Origin of the sequence: Paenibacillus sp. FSL H8-0283 (genome assembly GCF_045040675.1) — a bacterium.
GTDB classification, from domain to species: Bacteria; Bacillota; Bacilli; order Paenibacillales; family Paenibacillaceae; genus Paenibacillus; species Paenibacillus amylolyticus.
The window spans coordinates 2,370,333-2,385,616 of record NZ_CP150295.1 but is presented as its reverse complement, the minus strand read 5'-3'; the positions used below and the strand labels follow the sequence as shown (position 1 = coordinate 2,385,616).

Annotated in this window: 13 protein-coding genes; 2 read left to right on the top strand and 11 right to left on the bottom strand. The window is 46.9% G+C overall.

Annotation, left to right across the window (positions count from 1 at the left end; translation table 11 throughout):
• Nucleotides 1–11: 11 nt before the first annotated feature.
• The 4 genes from MHI52_RS10885 to MHI52_RS10870 form a co-directional block, all read right to left on the bottom strand.
• Nucleotides 12–218, bottom strand: coding sequence for a YwbE family protein (locus MHI52_RS10885; protein ID WP_026081155.1), 207 nt, complete (start codon nt 216–218; stop codon nt 12–14).
• Between the two features lie 214 nt (nt 219–432).
• Nucleotides 433–1,221 carry a polysaccharide deacetylase family protein gene (locus MHI52_RS10880; protein WP_405159003.1) on the bottom strand — a complete coding sequence of 263 codons (789 nt, stop codon included), beginning with the start codon at nt 1,219–1,221 and terminating at the stop codon, nt 433–435.
• Between the two features lie 66 nt (nt 1,222–1,287).
• Nucleotides 1,288–2,226 carry an aldo/keto reductase gene (locus tag MHI52_RS10875; RefSeq protein ID WP_405159002.1) on the bottom strand — a complete coding sequence of 313 codons (939 nt, stop codon included), beginning with the start codon at nt 2,224–2,226 and terminating at the stop codon, nt 1,288–1,290.
• A 112-nt stretch (nt 2,227–2,338) separates the two neighbouring features.
• Nucleotides 2,339–4,363, bottom strand: a complete 2,025-nt coding sequence (locus MHI52_RS10870) for a Na+/H+ antiporter (protein WP_036609574.1) — start codon at nt 4,361–4,363, stop codon at nt 2,339–2,341.
• Nucleotides 4,364–4,577: 214 nt separating this feature from the next.
• On the opposite strand from MHI52_RS10870, the gene MHI52_RS10865 reads away from it, so the two are divergent.
• The gene (locus MHI52_RS10865) at nt 4,578–4,877 is read left to right on the top strand and encodes a hypothetical protein (protein WP_047842412.1); all 300 of its coding nucleotides are present in this window, start codon (nt 4,578–4,580) and stop codon (nt 4,875–4,877) included.
• 98 nt (nt 4,878–4,975) lie between these two features.
• Here MHI52_RS10865 and MHI52_RS10860 read toward each other — a convergent pair whose 3' ends face one another.
• A complete protein-coding gene (locus MHI52_RS10860; RefSeq protein ID WP_036609579.1) occupies nt 4,976–5,458 on the bottom strand; it encodes a MarR family winged helix-turn-helix transcriptional regulator in 483 nt (160 codons plus the stop codon).
• A gap of 270 nt (nt 5,459–5,728) precedes the next feature.
• Between MHI52_RS10860 and MHI52_RS10855 the strand changes: the two genes are divergently transcribed.
• Entirely contained in the window at nt 5,729–6,844 is a 1,116-nt protein-coding gene (locus MHI52_RS10855; protein WP_076249875.1) for an FAD-dependent monooxygenase, read from the top strand.
• Between the two features lie 117 nt (nt 6,845–6,961).
• On the opposite strand, the gene MHI52_RS10850 is transcribed toward MHI52_RS10855, so the two are convergent.
• The 6 genes from MHI52_RS10850 to MHI52_RS10825 form a co-directional block, all read right to left on the bottom strand.
• A complete protein-coding gene (locus MHI52_RS10850) occupies nt 6,962–7,192 on the bottom strand; it encodes a hypothetical protein (RefSeq protein WP_076208990.1) in 231 nt (76 codons plus the stop codon).
• A 215-nt stretch (nt 7,193–7,407) separates the two neighbouring features.
• Entirely contained in the window at nt 7,408–9,984 is a 2,577-nt protein-coding gene (locus tag MHI52_RS10845; RefSeq protein WP_405159001.1) for a glycosyl hydrolase 2 galactose-binding domain-containing protein, read from the bottom strand.
• A gap of 90 nt (nt 9,985–10,074) precedes the next feature.
• Nucleotides 10,075–11,661: a helix-turn-helix domain-containing protein gene (locus tag MHI52_RS10840; protein ID WP_405159000.1), complete on the bottom strand. Its 1,587-nt coding sequence runs from the start codon at nt 11,659–11,661 to the stop codon at nt 10,075–10,077.
• Nucleotides 11,658–13,439, bottom strand: coding sequence for a sensor histidine kinase (locus MHI52_RS10835; RefSeq protein WP_405158999.1), 1,782 nt, complete (start codon nt 13,437–13,439; stop codon nt 11,658–11,660). Before MHI52_RS10835 ends, MHI52_RS10840 begins: the two co-directional genes overlap by 4 nt.
• A gap of 30 nt (nt 13,440–13,469) precedes the next feature.
• Complete coding sequence (locus MHI52_RS10830) at nt 13,470–14,324, bottom strand: carbohydrate ABC transporter permease (protein ID WP_405159379.1); 855 nt, start codon at nt 14,322–14,324, stop codon at nt 13,470–13,472.
• Nucleotides 14,325–14,360: 36 nt separating this feature from the next.
• Nucleotides 14,361–15,242, bottom strand: a complete 882-nt coding sequence (locus MHI52_RS10825; protein WP_076318446.1) for a carbohydrate ABC transporter permease — start codon at nt 15,240–15,242, stop codon at nt 14,361–14,363.
• Nucleotides 15,243–15,284 lie beyond the last annotated feature (42 nt).

Sequence of the window (15,284 nt, the reverse complement as noted above, 5' to 3'; positions counted from 1 at the left end):
TTGGACCACAGTTAGTTCGAGCCTCCTGTAATGACCTGTTTCACACGTCCTACTTGACCACTCGTCAGTCGTACTTTGATTCCGTGTGGATGCGTAGGTGATTTGGTTAACAGATCCTTCACAATGCCACGTGTCAGCTTACCTGTAGCTTGATCCTGCTTCAGCACAATGTCCACTTCCAGACCTGGCTTAATATTTACGCGTTGTTGTCCATTCATTATGTTCACTCTCCTCTATGTCGTAATTCATATCTTGTATACTAGCTAACCCTTAAATACAAAGCTCCATCTATTGTAGACGTTTTGGTTTCAAAACAAAAGGGACACGGCAATAACCTCCTACGCCTGATTCCATGGTTGATATGAAGACCAAGATAAAGAAACCGCAGGTCTCTTCAACTGAGACCTACGGTTTCTAATTGGATTACCATGTTCAGGGCTGCACATGCTTCAACGAAGAAGAAGGTGAAGTCCCATCCTTCGCGGCTTCGCGTGCCTTTACAGCAAGTAGCTCAGACACCGTAACGAATTGGTACCCCTGCTGCTGCAGTTTCGGCAGAATCGTTTTGAGTGCTGCTACCGTATGCGACTTGCCTTCCACCTTATCGTGAAAAAGTACAATATCCCCATTACGTGCGTTCTTCAACACTTTGTTAACGATAGCCGATACACCTGGAGAAGCCCAGTCCCGTGTATCCTGATGCCAAGACCAGAGTACAATGGTATACCCTTTTTGTTTGGCAGCCTGGATGACCATGTCATTGTAATAGCCGCCCGGTGGTCTGAACAACAGGGGACGCTCCGCGCCAGCTTTAATGATGGAACTTTCCGCTTCGTTCATATCCTTCATGTACTTGTCCGCACTAGTTGATCGAACTGCATACGTGTGCGCATACGTATGGTTGGCGATTTCATGCCCTTCGAGCTGTTCCTGCTTAATCAGTTTAGGAAATTTATCTGCCCATTTGCCAAGTACAAAAAAAGTTCCTTTAGCATGATACTGCTGTAACAAAGCCAGGATCTGCGGAGTCTGAATCGGATCTGGTCCATCATCAAAGGTAAGGGCGATGAGTTTATCCTGTGTGGGAACTTCCCACACAATCTCTCCTCGTTCCTCATAATACTGACGGTTCTTCTGTACAGGCTTTGCATAGGCAGAACTGCTACCCAGCAAAATAATTAGCGTGAACATTCCGATGACTCGGGCTGCCTTCAGGTTCATATGGTGTCCTCACTTTGTCTTCATACGTAAACTCCCTGTTAGCATTTCCCGATTCACCCGAACTCATTAACGAAAGATCTGATCCACGACTGCAATTTCCTCAGCAGTTAATTCCACATTTAATGTTTGCAGATTGTTAATGACCTGCTCAGGTCGCTTGGCACCCGGAATCAATGCATCAATAGAAGGCTGAGTTAGGTACCAGGCCAGAACCAGATGCGCAACCTCAACATCTTTGGATTGTGCTATGCTGCGCAGTTGCTCAACTTTATCGAGATTTTCAATGAAAGCTTCACCTGTAAACAGCGGGTTCTTTGCCCGTCCATCCTGAAAGGTTGTATCACGATTATATTTCCCGCCCAGCAGTCCCGCTGCCAGAGGGAAGTAAGGAACAAAAGAAATGTTATGCTCAGCCGTATACGGCAACAGCTCTTTCTCCGCATCTCTTTTGAACAGATTATATTCAGATTGCAGTACATCTACATGCCCGTCCTTGTTGGCTTCACGCAACTGATCAATGGAGAAATTAGATACGCCAATGGCACGAATTTTGCCAGCGTCTTTTAATTGTTTTAACGTATCTACCGCTTCATCCTTAGGCGTATGTTCATCCGGAAAGTGGATGTAGAACAGATCAATGTAATCGGTTTGCAGACGTTTCAACGCCTCATCCACGGCTGTTTTCAGAAAAGCAGATGAGTTATCTATGACAATCTTGCCATCCACAAATTTATGAGCTGCCTTGGTTGCAATGATGGTATTCTGCCGCTGACCAGTTTCCTTCAGTACTTCACCAATCAGTCGTTCGGAATGCTCCGGTCCATAGATGTATGCCGTATCCAGAAAGTTAATACCTTGTTTCAAAGCTGTACGAACCACTTCCTTACCCGTCTCATCCTTCAGCATGTCCGGATAGATATTATGTCCGCCTACTGCATTCGCACCCAGTCCAATGGGATTCACGATCAGATCCGTCTTGCCCAATCGAATTTGTTGTTCTGCCATGTCTCATCTCTCCTTCACTGATCGATATAAGTACATTTCTGTAATGATGCGTCTTTCTTGTCCCATATTATATCAAACCATTTAGCATATTTAAAATATCGGATTTATCGGATTAGGTGTTTTTCAGCGCAGTTGCTTCCACGTCGTTAATAAACCGGCGCAGTTTCGCAGCCACATCACGGGTGATTTCGCCGTTTTCATACAGTTGTTGCACTGTATTGCGCTGTTCCTGAATCGCCACCATCTGCAACTCCAATTTCTCCTGATTAAACGGATCTTCCGTTTTACCCTGGTTCCAGGTGCGCAATTTGGCAATTACACGCTCATACTTGGCAATGACCGACAGTGCGACGACTCGATTCCCATCATTCATATGGGCACGAATAGCCTTAATTGCCGCTTCAGAGGTGCGCAACTTTACCTGACGGAACAGTTCTGCATTTTCAAGCATAAATGGTTGATTCGGCTTCTGGGACCGGTTCGTGAACAGATGTCCTAACACACGACCGATCTCGCTGATCGAGGTCATGAACTGAGTGTTTGCACGATTCGCCAGCATCATTTCCTTGCGATCCAGCCAGCTGTCACATTTGAAGGCCGCATCAGAAGCAATTGCATTTTCGTCTAACATTACTTCAACTTCTTTACGCTCCGCCCGGGTGGCAATCAGGTTAATCGCCGTTTCTTGTTTCTGAATATCTTTGCGTTTATCGGCGGTAAGCTGACCTGCGGCCTGTCTGATGTACTTGGACAAGTCGGAGACAACCGCGAGTGCCGCAGCTTTGTTCTCATCGTTCATTTCGGATTTGACAGCTCGTATTGCCGCATTCAGCATAATGTCATGTGCTTTTCGTTCTGACTTCTGCGGTGTTTCTTCTGTAGATTTCCCATCGTCCTTGGCCAGAACTGGAAGAAACACGCTCGCCGCAATCAGGGAGAAGAGGATAACTCCTGCCGCGAGGAAAATAATCAGATCCCGTTCAGGGAAAGGTGATCCATCCTGAAGCACATAAGGAATGGAGAACGCACCCGCCAATGTTACAGCCCCACGCACTCCAGAGAGGGAAATGATCGTAATATCCTTGAATCTGGGCCTGCCAATAGAGGATTTGGTACGCAGCAATTCATTCCCTTGCCAGAACAGATAGATCCAGAGAAAACGCAGAACCAGCAGTAGCACCGAGATCAAGCCCACATATCCCAACACCTGCAGATTATTAAACGAAACATTTTCAAAGATGGTACTCAACACATCCGGTACCTGTACACCCAATATAACAAACACCAGACCATTTAGTATAAATAAAATGACTGACCATGTGCTCGCAGATACCACCTGCATTTTCAACTGAACCGATTCAGCGCGGTCACGCTCTATGGCGTGGATAATACCGCCTGCCACTACCGCAAGAATACCTGATACCCCAATTTCTTCACTTACCAGATAGATGATAAATGGCGTCAGGATTTGCAGCAGCATGTGAATGGTCACATCTTCCATGCCCAATCTACGGATCCATACCCCTAGCCTGATTAACAGAAAAGATAACAATGCCCCGACAAGAAGTCCGCCAATCGCAATCAGAATAAAACTGAAGGTTGCATTCGCCAGGGAAAATACACCTGTAACTGTGGCTGCAATTGCGAATTTGAAGGCCACGAGGCCAGATGCATCATTCATTAATGCTTCACCTTCAAGAAGCCTATGTATGCCTTTAGGCAGATGTACCCGGCCCGCCATGGCGCCAACGGCCACAGCATCTGTCGGGGACAGTATGGCTGCAAGAGCAAAAGCAGCAGGTAACGGAATCGAAGGAATCAGCCAGTGAATGGCATATCCCGCCACGACTACTGTCACGAATACAAGCCCTAATGCAAGTAGAAGTATCGGTGCACGCAGATTCCATAATTCATTCCTTGGTGTTCGCTTACCATCGTTGTATAACAAAGGTGCGATGAACAGTACAAAGAACAATTCCGGATTCAACGGCAGGTGAACACCTGCGGGAAGCAAAGCTATAGCTACACCAAGCACGATTTGAATGAGCGGAATGGGAATAAAGGGTACAAACCGGTTTAAAATATTGGATAAACCAATCAGTACCAGTAACACAAGTACGGCAATAAATATTTCCATGATGACAATCCCTTTCCGCTATAGAAGTGGTGAAACCTTTGTTGTATAGGTTTATTTTAACATAATCCAGACTTTATTATAAAAATGTTGTCATATTCATATACCCAATCAACTCGCCTCAGACTAGTCTGAATGAAAGATTTCTGATGGATTCTGTATATAAGATGTTACAATATGCTCAGGACAATACCCGTTTGGAAAGGAACTTGCATCTATGGCATTTGGAATTAAACGACAAGAGCTTGCTGCGTGGAAGGAACAAGTGGCTCGGGGTGAAATTGCGTACCTCACTCATTTCTGGATTGACAACCGATTCCCCGGTATCACCAGTGTCACCAAAGTTGGCTGTGCAGATCTGGAACGTCTCGAACGTTGGTGCAACGATCATGGGTTGGACCCGCGATACATTCATCGGCGGCAACCCTTTCCCCACTTTGACCTGATGGGCAGCAAACAAAAAGAAATTTTGATCCAAGAAGGCATGACAGATCATGTGGTTCGCTTTCATTTGTAAACCAACTCAAAAACGCCAGTCTTCAAGGTTCATCCCCCCGCAATTAGGGACGAACTCATGAGGACTGACGTCTTAAAGGAATCAAGTCATATTATGGACTACCGGTGGATCTGCTCAAACGACTTCATGTTCTCCAGCAGTTTCAGTTCAATTTTCTTCAGCATGCCAAACATCTGCTGTTGCTCCTCTTCGGAAAGTGCTTGCAACAATTCCCACGTCATTCGGCCGCGATTCGCATTAAGTGTCTTGGCAAGCTGCGCGCCTTCATCCGTTAAGGACAGCCACACAATTCTCCGGTCTTCTTCACTGCGCACCCGCTGGATCAACCCTTCCGTCTCCAGTTGATTCAGTACAATGGTGGTTGCGCCGGAAGACAAACTGAGTTGTCTAGCCACATCAACCGCCATGCAGCGTTTTTCACGTAAAATCATGCCCAATATATGACTTTTTGTCGGATTCAGTTTACAGTTGGTTTCGGTCTTCTGTTGCTGATCCAATACTTTATTTTTATATCTGAAGAAGGCCTCCAACAATTGATCTACGTTTGCCAATTGAGAGTTTCGCTCCGTATCCGGGCTCATAAACGTTCCTCCGCCTTTCATCATAACCTACCTTATATTGTAACATATTTACACTATGATGTTTGTGAAAAATGCGCTTGTATCCGACACCTTATCGTTGACTGCAAGACTCTTGTTTTATTTTGGGTTTCGCCTATTGCATTATGGCAACGGGTTTGTTTATAATAACCTATATCTTTAAAGTTACTTTTAGTTACTTAATGATTTTAATAAATCTGTTGTTATAAAGTAAATAAAGCGTCACCATTATAATGCAAGGGACTTATGCACATGAATCAGAATACACAATCACAACTCAAAACGGATGTTTGCATCGTGGGCGCTGGACCTGGCGGTGCTTTGCTTTCTTATTTACTGAATCAAAAAGGAATCTCCACGATGCTCATTGAGCGGCAGCCCCACCTGCACAAGTCGTTTCGCGGGGAGTTGCTTAATGTGGACGGCGAAGCCATTTTAAATAAACATGGCCTCTATTCCCTCATTCAGCAACGCGGAGCGCTGCTCTTGGAACAGATTCAGTATTGGGAAAATGGGCAGATTATTCATACGGTATCACCAGGCAATGGAGAATCTCATGTTGGTATTCATGTACCCCAAGATCATCTCCTGGAAGCCATCGTGTCGCATGCTCAGCAGCACAATTCAAACGAACAAGTACTATTCAATACGATTATGACCGGTTTGTTACGAGACAAGAACGGCCAGGTCGTGGGTATTAACATTCGGCAGAAGGGTGTTCCTGCCTCCATTGAAGCATCTGTAATTGTTGGTGCTGATGGCAGATACTCTGCTGTACGCAAACATTCCGGTATGACCCCGGAGATTCGTAAGCATGGGTATGATCTGCTCTGGGCACGCATTCCGGCACCCGTAGGTTGGGAACCCGCTGTTCGAATGGCCAGCATGGATGGTCAACAGCTCGCACTGTTCTCACAGTTCGGCGGTTATGTTCAGATTGGATGGAACATTCCCGAAGGAGCTTACTCCAAGCTGCGAGAGCAGCCGATTGCTCCTTTTGTAGATAAACTTGTATCTGCTTTTCCTTGCCTGTCTGATTCAGTAGCTGCCAACATTCAGAGCTGGAGTGATTTTGTTCTGTTATCTGTTGAAAGCAGCTATTGCCAGTCGTGGGCACAGGACAATGTTGTACTCATCGGTGATGCCGCTCATACCATGACACCAACCGGTGCGTTTGGACTTAATGCCGCGCTCGAAGATGCGGATGTGCTCTCCGAATTACTTGTCCAAATGGCTGCAGATCAATTCAGTTCCACTGCACAACTTCAGGAACTTCAGACGATTCGCGGTGCAAAGGTACAGCAGCAACTGGCACGACAAGTGGAGATGGAATCCTCTTTCCAACAGCGGTATGAATCCTTTCTCTAAACCCAGTTAATACAGATAAAATGCCTATATGCCCAAACAGCCGATCACTTCCTCATAGAGAAGAATCGGCTGTTTGGTTTGTTGGTTTATCTTTTTTATGTAATTCCGTATCCTTCTTCATTTTCGTTTGCGTGGAGCAAACGTGTCTTCTCTGGGTGCTCCTTCTTGTACAGTATCAACGTCCTTCGGATAGGATGAGATGTTATCTTTTTCATATACTGCTTTCTCCAGATTGCTTAAGCGGCGCAATACTTGTTTGCTTTTACGAACGATATATACGATACCAATAATCAGCAGGATCAACATCAGAATGAATATAACCATCTCCGGGTAAAAGACAAATGACATGAATCCACCTCCTTTGAAAACGATTTCTCTATATCATTCTAACCTTAATGATTCAAGATGTGAACCCGATTGGAAGTTTCGCTTGTGGAATAAGGACTAAATTACCTGACACAACGACATGAACTCACCCTGCTGCAAAAGTAAAAAAGGTGGCATCCCTGATCAGGATTACCACCTTGAACCTCGAATAAGATTCGAAGTCTGTGATTATTATTTTATCCTTCTCTGCCGTTCATGGCACTAACTCGAAGTTCTGTCAGTGGCAGAGACGTTTGCTCTGGGTGAAGTAGTCTCACTGTTCGGCTCTCACCGGGGAGCAGATCGAAATAATTGTCACTGAATCGGACACGCCCAAGGGGAAGCTCCAACTTCACCAATCGTGCAATCCCACCACTGGCCGTAACCGTAACAGACTGCTCCTCCTCGTTCACATGTACGCTCAATTGCGACTCTGGTAACGTCACATCCTTAGGATCGCGCAAGAAGTAACGATTACTCGGTGCCGCAAATCCTTCGGATATCAACTCAACCATTACTTCCTCCGCGCGTCTACCCTGTAACACCTCTACTTCAGTTAATTCAACAATACACCGTGAGGATTGGGATGTTACTTCAACAGCATGTGAGCTGGAGTAGATCTTCTCTCCATCCAATGCATAGACATTGAGTCGAAGCTCCCCTTTCAAGACGTCACGTGTATCGTTCACAACCCACAACGCAAGCGGCTCACCCGGCTCATGCTCCAGTGACAACAGGACAGGATGAAAGAATATTTTCCCATAATAAAAGGATGCCTTCGGCAGCAGTTCATAATCAATCATGGACCAGCTTGTTCCTGGCCAACTATCGTTCAATTGCCATACAAGCGCTCCGCTGTTGCGGTGATTGATGCGCCGGAAATGTTCAATTCCATATCGTAGCCCTTCTGCTTGAGTAAGCATGGAGTAGTTCATATACTCTTCTATATCTTGCGGAATCCCTGTGTAACCCTCCATCAACAAAATACCTTTCTGGTGGTTGGTATCTTTGTTACGATAGGCCATCTCCGGACTGCCCCAGTAAAACTGACCTGCGGGCATATTTTTCTCCAGTGTGTAACGATTGGCCGAGGCGTGCATACCAAATTCACTACTGAACAATGCATGGTCGTTTTTGTAATTTTTGAACGTTACACCTTCAATACTGTAGTCCAGCAGTGGTGGCTCTCCATGCTTCCTTGGATAGACCGAACCATGCCATACCTGCCAGTTGTGGCGATCCCCCACATCCGGGTCATTCGCATCCTGACCGTTACTGTCCCCGAACGGCGAAGAAGGCCAGTACGGACGAGACAGATCCAATCGCTCCAGCACTTCAGGGATCAGCTCATGATAGATAAGTTCACCGTAGAACGGGCTGGTAATATCTCCACTTGCAGACTTCATATCATAGAGCCAGTCAATCTCGTTATTACCACACCAGAGGGCAAGCGAGGCACGGTTACGCAGGCGCAGGACATTGTTTTCTACCTCTTGCCGTACATTATCCATGAAATCACGATTGAAATCCGGGAATAATGCGTTTGCAAATGCAAAATCCTGCCACACCAACACTCCTTGCCGATCACACTCATCGTAGAAGACATCCTTCTCATATATACCACCAGCCCAGACACGCAACATGTTCATATGCCCTTCCACCGACAGCTCGACAAGCTCACGATATCGAGAGTTCGGGATGGCGCCAATCAGATGATCAGCCGGAATCCAGTTGGCACCCTTGGCATATACTTTGACTCCGTTCAGAATAAAAGTAAATGCATCTTCACCCCGTTCATTGTGAAGAGCCAGCTCAATCGTTCGTAACCCATAAGGCTCGCTATAACGATCCACCTCAACGCCATCGGCGAATAATGTAACCTCCAGCGTATACAGATACGGCTCACCCAGATCATGAGTCCACCATAACTGAGGTGACGTAACGTTTAATGTGGTATCTGCTATACCACCCTCTACGGGTAGTTCAGTGACACCTGCCACCTCGTGTCCACTGCGATCCAACAGACGAACATTACAGGTCACAACCACAGCCTGCTCACGTTTCTGTCTGCTACGGTAAGACAAGACCGACTTCACATCCGCCGTGACATGTAAGACTGCCAACTCTGAACTGACTGATTCCGTACGAGCATACACATTTTCCAGCTTGGCGATTGTTCGTTTTTCCAGCCTTACTGTACCCCAGATCCCCACCGTAACCATGCGTGGACCCCAGTCCCAGCCAAAGTTCATCGCTGCTTTGCGCAACCATGGCCGTTCCTTCGTATACGAGGACCAGTCAAAGGTTTCTTTGTCCCGGTGATGCAGGTGAAGCGGATCAAACTTGACAGCAATCGCATTCCAACCGCTACGTACCAGAGATGTTACATCAAATGCATGTGACATAAGCATATTGGCCGTTTTCCCGACTTCATGGCCGTTGACATATATCGTTGCAAACGTATCCAATCCTTCGAACACTAATTCAAAGTGCTCCTCCGTCTCTGCATCTCTTACCAGATTGAAGGTTGTGCGGTACCACCATTCCTTTTGTTCAATCCAGCGACTTTTGGCATCATTATGTCCGTAATAGGGCGGATCAATGATACTGCGCTCAACCAATGCAGCATGTACATCGCCAGGCACTTCAGCCCCGATCCAGAAACGGTCATCCAGTGCAGCAGCTGCCACATCCATTGCCCGCTTCTCTCCAACTTCAAAATGCTGTATCTTCCATTGTCCCGATAAATCCTGACTTGAACTATAGGTCTTCATCAGTATGCCCTCACTCTCCAATAACCCTGAGTAATACCATATCGAAAACGTTTGCAGAAAGGCAAGACATGTTTCCTAATCTGCTCATTTCTAACTTCCCGAAGGCTTGAACGACAAAGCCTCTTCGCGATATTCACTCGGGGTCTTGCCGGTATGTTTTTTGAACAGTCTGCTAAAATATTTCACGTCCTCGTAGCCGCTGATTGCAGCGACTTCACTGACCTTCGCTGGAGACACCGCGAGCATATCCATCGCTCTTCGTATACGCATATCGGTGACAAAATCTACGAAGGTCACACCCATTTCTTTTTTAAACAGTTCACTGAGGTGACCCGGATGCAAATGAACATGTCCAGCTACCTGCTGCAGATTAATATCCTGTGCCAATGATGATTCAATATAACCGATAGCCTTCTGCACATGGGCAGCCTGTCCCTGACCCATTCGGCTATGATAGACATGCATCAGACCATACAGATGATGGAACAGCATATCCCCGAGCTCCGCAGCTTCGGCATCCGGTTCCGGCAACCAGGGCTCGAGCCTTGCGGGTTCTTCACGGCCTGTGGCTCGCATTGTGCGAGTCAGCCAGCGATGACCTGCAATGACAGCCGAGTGCAAACAAGCATTGAACGATTCTGGTGTGACCTCCGGTTCTGTAATCAGATTAGCCACAAGTTCCCGCGTCCATGTCGTTAACGTGACTGAATCATTATCCAGCAATATTGTACCAAGTCTGGTCTCCTCTTCGTGCGTAAGTACAGTTTTACCACCTTGGCGATCCTGAACGTGCTCATAATGCCATACTTTATAATCCATCAAACCCCGATATCGGAAGGCAACTGAAGCAGTTCTATAGCTTTCGTGCAGATCTGCATATCCACGCATAGGCAGACCTACCGCTGCGCGGAGGGTGCACTTCAGTAATTGCTCCACCCGACGTAGTGCACTCTCCAGCCTGAACGTAGTTTCATGTTCCACAGGCGGCCATGAAACTACACAGATAATTTGCTGTTTCTCTACATGAGCAATGGCACCAGGTAACATATCCTCCAGGGTATTCTGCACCGCAAATCGTAATAGCGCATCCGAGGATTGATCCCAACCCTCTGCTCGAAGAATAATGACTTGTCTGAGAATCTGTTCATCATCAAGGCCAACAACCCCTGCCTCTTTTCCAGCATCAGATCGCAAGAATGAAGGAAAATGGCCCGAAGCGGTGTCACCATCAATGATCCATCCAGCAAATAACCGCTCTCGATTCTCCCGCATAAGCTGGCCCTCTCTGGACTTCTCTGCCCAACGTTCCGTGATTCGCTGTTTGGCCTGTAATACGGTTTTGATGATCTCTTCCGGTTTGCTTGTTTTGAGCAGATAATCTGTAACGCCTTGGCGAATGGCCTGTTGGGCATAAGAAAAGTCATCGTATCCAGACAAAATAATGACCTCCAGCTCAGGTAACAATCGTAGTCCCTCTTCTGCCAGTTCCAGCCCCGATCTGCCTGTCATCCGAATATCCGTCATCAGGATATTCGGACGTTCCTCAGCCATGCGTGTTAACGCCTCCTCTGCCGAGGCAGCAGGTTGAAGAAGCTCAATTCCGAGTTCATGCCACGCGATAACGCTGGCAAGCCCTGTACGGATAATGACTTCGTCATCAACAATTAATAGTCTCATGGCGAACCCTCCAAGATTGGAATGGAAAACGAAATCCGGGTACCTCCCCCAACCCTGCTGTCTACTTCAAGCTGTGCATCCGCTCCATAATGGAGCAGCAGTCTCTCATTTACATTGCAGAGCCCATAACCGCCTTGGTTTAGCTGTTTTTCCGGCTGTTTTCCCTTCCATTCCCTAATACTTATCCTTAATTGTTCCAGTCTGTCCGGCTCCATGCCAACACCATCATCCAGCACCAGCACATTCATCTGTTCATTATCCGGGTCCTTACGAATCATTATGGTGATGGTACCCACGCCTGCTTTGGGCTGAATGCCATGAATCATGGCGTTCTCAACAAGCGGTTGTAGCAATAACTTCAGCATCATTCGCTTCTCAAGCGCTGGATCTACGATATAATGCAACACAAATTGATCAGGGAAACGAATCGACTGCACACGCACATAATGGCGAATATGAGCAATCTCCTGTTCCACAGGGCAGTAATCCTGACCATTATTCAAGCTGATACGCAGAAAATCACTCAGGCCCTCAACCATATCCGCAATTCTCTTCTCTTCAGACATTAAGGCAATCCAGTGAATGGAAGAGAGCGTGTTATATAGGAAGTGCGGATTAATCTGCGCCTGAAGCACCCGAAGATCCGCTTCTTTTTTGCGAGCTTCACCTCGAATAACCTCTTCCTTTAATAACTGAATATGTGCACCGAGCAGATTGTAACTCTCCCCAAGCCTGCCAATCTCGTCATCACTTTCAGATCGAAACAGAGGAAGCGGGCGTTCCGGATCAATTCGGGACAGATGCCGGGTAAGCACACGAAGCGGCCTCGTCACACGCCGCACCGTAAACCAGACCAAGCCAGCACTGATCACAGCAGACATGGCAACGGCGCAGCCGGTTAGAATAAGAATGTACCGATTCTCGGACTTGTACTGGTCGTATGGGACTGTTCCAACCAACGTCCACCCCGTCAATTCTTCCGGATAATAGAGCAACGTCCGTTTATCGTCACCACTGCCATACGTGGTGGTTCCGTTACCGCCATCCTGAATTAACGTCGAAATCCCTGGTTCGACACCTTCCAGCTTAAGTCCAAGCCGAGATTTGTCCATCGAAGACAGAATCTCTCCAGAACTGCCGATGAGCTCCAGTCTGCCTTGCCCTCTGCCTAATCCCAGAGCCGCCCATCCCTTGGATATGGCCTTCTCATCCAGACTAATGGCTAACCAGCCGATGGGTCGATAATCATGGATACTACGGATTGGCCGAACCAATGTGATCACATTTTGAATACCCGCGTAATTCTGCACCGGGTATACCCCCGTCCATTTTTTCACTGCTTCACCGCTCGGCACTGGTGGATAAGATAAGCTTGAATTATTGGATTCATACCAGGTAGCCGTAGACAATGTGGCATCGAATCGGCTTGGATATATGGCGATGTTCGCAATATATTTCTTGGAAGCAGCCAGATTGGTCATCCTGCCCAGGATATCCACCCGGTCCAGCTCATGATCTTCATTGTGGCTAAGATACTGCTGGATGTCCCGTTCTCCAATCAGAAAAATCGATAGGTTCTCGGCATCTTGTAACATATAACGAAGATTCGCTTCCACCTGTTTCAGCGTATCCATGCCGGACAGCTTTGTTTTTTGCTCTGTAATGCGGGAAGAGATCAGAAAGGCGAACAGACCCAACGCCAGCAATGGCACAATCATTGAAGCCGTCACGACGACCGATAGCTTCCTTTGTAACGAAGATGTGAGCCAGCGTGCCAAACGTTTCTCCTCCTCTGGATGCGCTTTCGCTTATCCTTTGACAGCTCCTGCTGTCATGCCTTTCATAACTTGTTCCTGGAATATGAGATACAAGATAATGGTTGGAATGACCGATAGTGTCATGGCAGCAAGCGTTAATCCGTAATCGGTTTGATACCCATCCGCAAAGTTCGCAATGGACAGCGGTAACGTTTTCAATCCGGTTTTGTTGATGAATACAAGCGCAAATGAAAAGTCATTCCACGCATGCAGGAAACTCAGGATCGTAACCGTTGACAACGCAGGTACAGACATGGGTAACATGATCCGGGTAAACAGCCCCCAAAGTCCTGTTCCATCAATGAAAGCTGCCTCTTCAATATCACGTGGAACACTTGTCAGATAAGCCGTAAGCACAAAAATGGCCGTAGGCAATGCAAAAGCCGTATAAGGTAATATTAAGGCCCAGTACGTATTTAGCAAGGACATCTGTTTCATTAGAATAAATAAGGGGACAAGCGTACTATGGATCGGAATGAGCATACCAACAACAAAGAAGGTCATGATTAACCCTTTCCAGCGAAACTGGAAACGAGCCAGGATGAATGAAGCCAGCGCTGCAATAAACAGCGTCAGAATAAGTGACCCCACCGATACGATTAGTGAATTGCCAAAAGCGGTCCCTAGCCTGGAGCTTTCCCATGCATTGCTGAAATTGGCAACATTCCAGTTTTCCGGAAGACCAAAGGGCCTGCTATAGAAATCTTCATTTGTTTTGAATGCACTAATCACGAGCCAGTAGAAAGGATACAATGTTAAAATACCATAGACCGTTAGCAGCGTCCAAACAATTCCGCTACGTAGACGGCGAATCGGATGGCCCGAGCTGCTTCGAGGTGATGGCATGGATACAGGTGTCACGCGCATGATAACTCCTCCTCTCTATTGATTCTCTTTTCGTTTGCGACTAGTTAGCCACTGGCTTGTTCCGATCAGCAGCAGGGAGATCAGTACGATGGTTGTGGAGATCGCACTACCAAAACCATATCGGTATGTTGTAAAGGTTGAATTGTACATATACGTTGCAAGCAGTTCCGTCGCATGTGCCGGACCACCCTTGGTCATGATGTAGACCAGATCGAATGATTTCAGACTACCCGAAATACATAGAATGATCGCTACCTGAACCGTACCCCAGATTATGGGCAAAGAGACCGATACCAGTTTCCGAATTCCTGAAGCACCGTCTATTTTGGCAGCATCATGAATCTCGCCGGGAATATTCTGCAACGCCGAGATGAAGATAATCAGATACAACCCGACAAAGCTCCAGAGCAGCGGCGGTACCAATGAGAAAATGGCAATCTTGTCATCGGAAAGCCATTGCAGCTTCCAACTTTCCAGCCCCAGTGCGTCCAGCAGAAAGTTCAATATCCCGATCTGCGGATGATAGATATACTGCCAGATCATACCGATAACGACAGTGGATAACACCATCGGCAGAAATACGGCTGAGCGCAGAAACCGCTGTAACGGATTACTTTTGTGTAAGATGACCGCCAACATCAGCGCTAATGGAATTTGTCCAAATACCGATGCCAACACAAAAATAACGTTATTTTTCAGTGCTCGCCAGAACACAGGATCATGCCAGATCTCAATGTAATTATCCACACCAATATATTTGGATGCGCCAATGCCGGACCAGTTGAAGAAACCGTAGTATGCCGACCACACGACCGGTACAAATACAAACAATGCATAAATGATGACTGCCGGGGCCAGCCCCAGCATAATAAAACGCCGACTGCGCAGTGCGTTCATCTGTTCACTTCCCTTCCATAAATGCCTTTACCAACTTGTAAC

Excerpts from the sequence above, each read along its gene's own strand:
- MHI52_RS10855 (WP_076249875.1), top strand. The coding sequence starts at position 5,729 with ATGAATCAGAATACACAATCACAACTCAAAACGGATGTTTGCATCGTG.
- MHI52_RS10825 (WP_076318446.1), bottom strand. The coding sequence starts at position 15,242 with ATGAACGCACTGCGCAGTCGGCGTTTTATTATGCTGGGGCTGGCCCCG.
- MHI52_RS10875 (WP_405159002.1), bottom strand. The coding sequence starts at position 2,226 with ATGGCAGAACAACAAATTCGATTGGGCAAGACGGATCTGATCGTGAAT.
- MHI52_RS10850 (WP_076208990.1), bottom strand. The coding sequence starts at position 7,192 with ATGTCATTTGTCTTTTACCCGGAGATGGTTATATTCATTCTGATGTTG.
- MHI52_RS10845 (WP_405159001.1), bottom strand. The coding sequence starts at position 9,984 with ATGAAGACCTATAGTTCAAGTCAGGATTTATCGGGACAATGGAAGATA.
- MHI52_RS10840 (WP_405159000.1), bottom strand. The coding sequence starts at position 11,661 with ATGAGACTATTAATTGTTGATGACGAAGTCATTATCCGTACAGGGCTT.
- MHI52_RS10885 (WP_026081155.1), bottom strand. The coding sequence starts at position 218 with ATGAATGGACAACAACGCGTAAATATTAAGCCAGGTCTGGAAGTGGAC.
- MHI52_RS10830 (WP_405159379.1), bottom strand. The coding sequence starts at position 14,324 with ATGCCATCACCTCGAAGCAGCTCGGGCCATCCGATTCGCCGTCTACGT.
- MHI52_RS10880 (WP_405159003.1), bottom strand. The coding sequence starts at position 1,221 with ATGAACCTGAAGGCAGCCCGAGTCATCGGAATGTTCACGCTAATTATT.
- MHI52_RS10860 (WP_036609579.1), bottom strand. The coding sequence starts at position 5,458 with ATGAGCCCGGATACGGAGCGAAACTCTCAATTGGCAAACGTAGATCAA.
- MHI52_RS10870 (WP_036609574.1), bottom strand. The coding sequence starts at position 4,363 with ATGGAAATATTTATTGCCGTACTTGTGTTACTGGTACTGATTGGTTTA.
- MHI52_RS10865 (WP_047842412.1), top strand. The coding sequence starts at position 4,578 with ATGGCATTTGGAATTAAACGACAAGAGCTTGCTGCGTGGAAGGAACAA.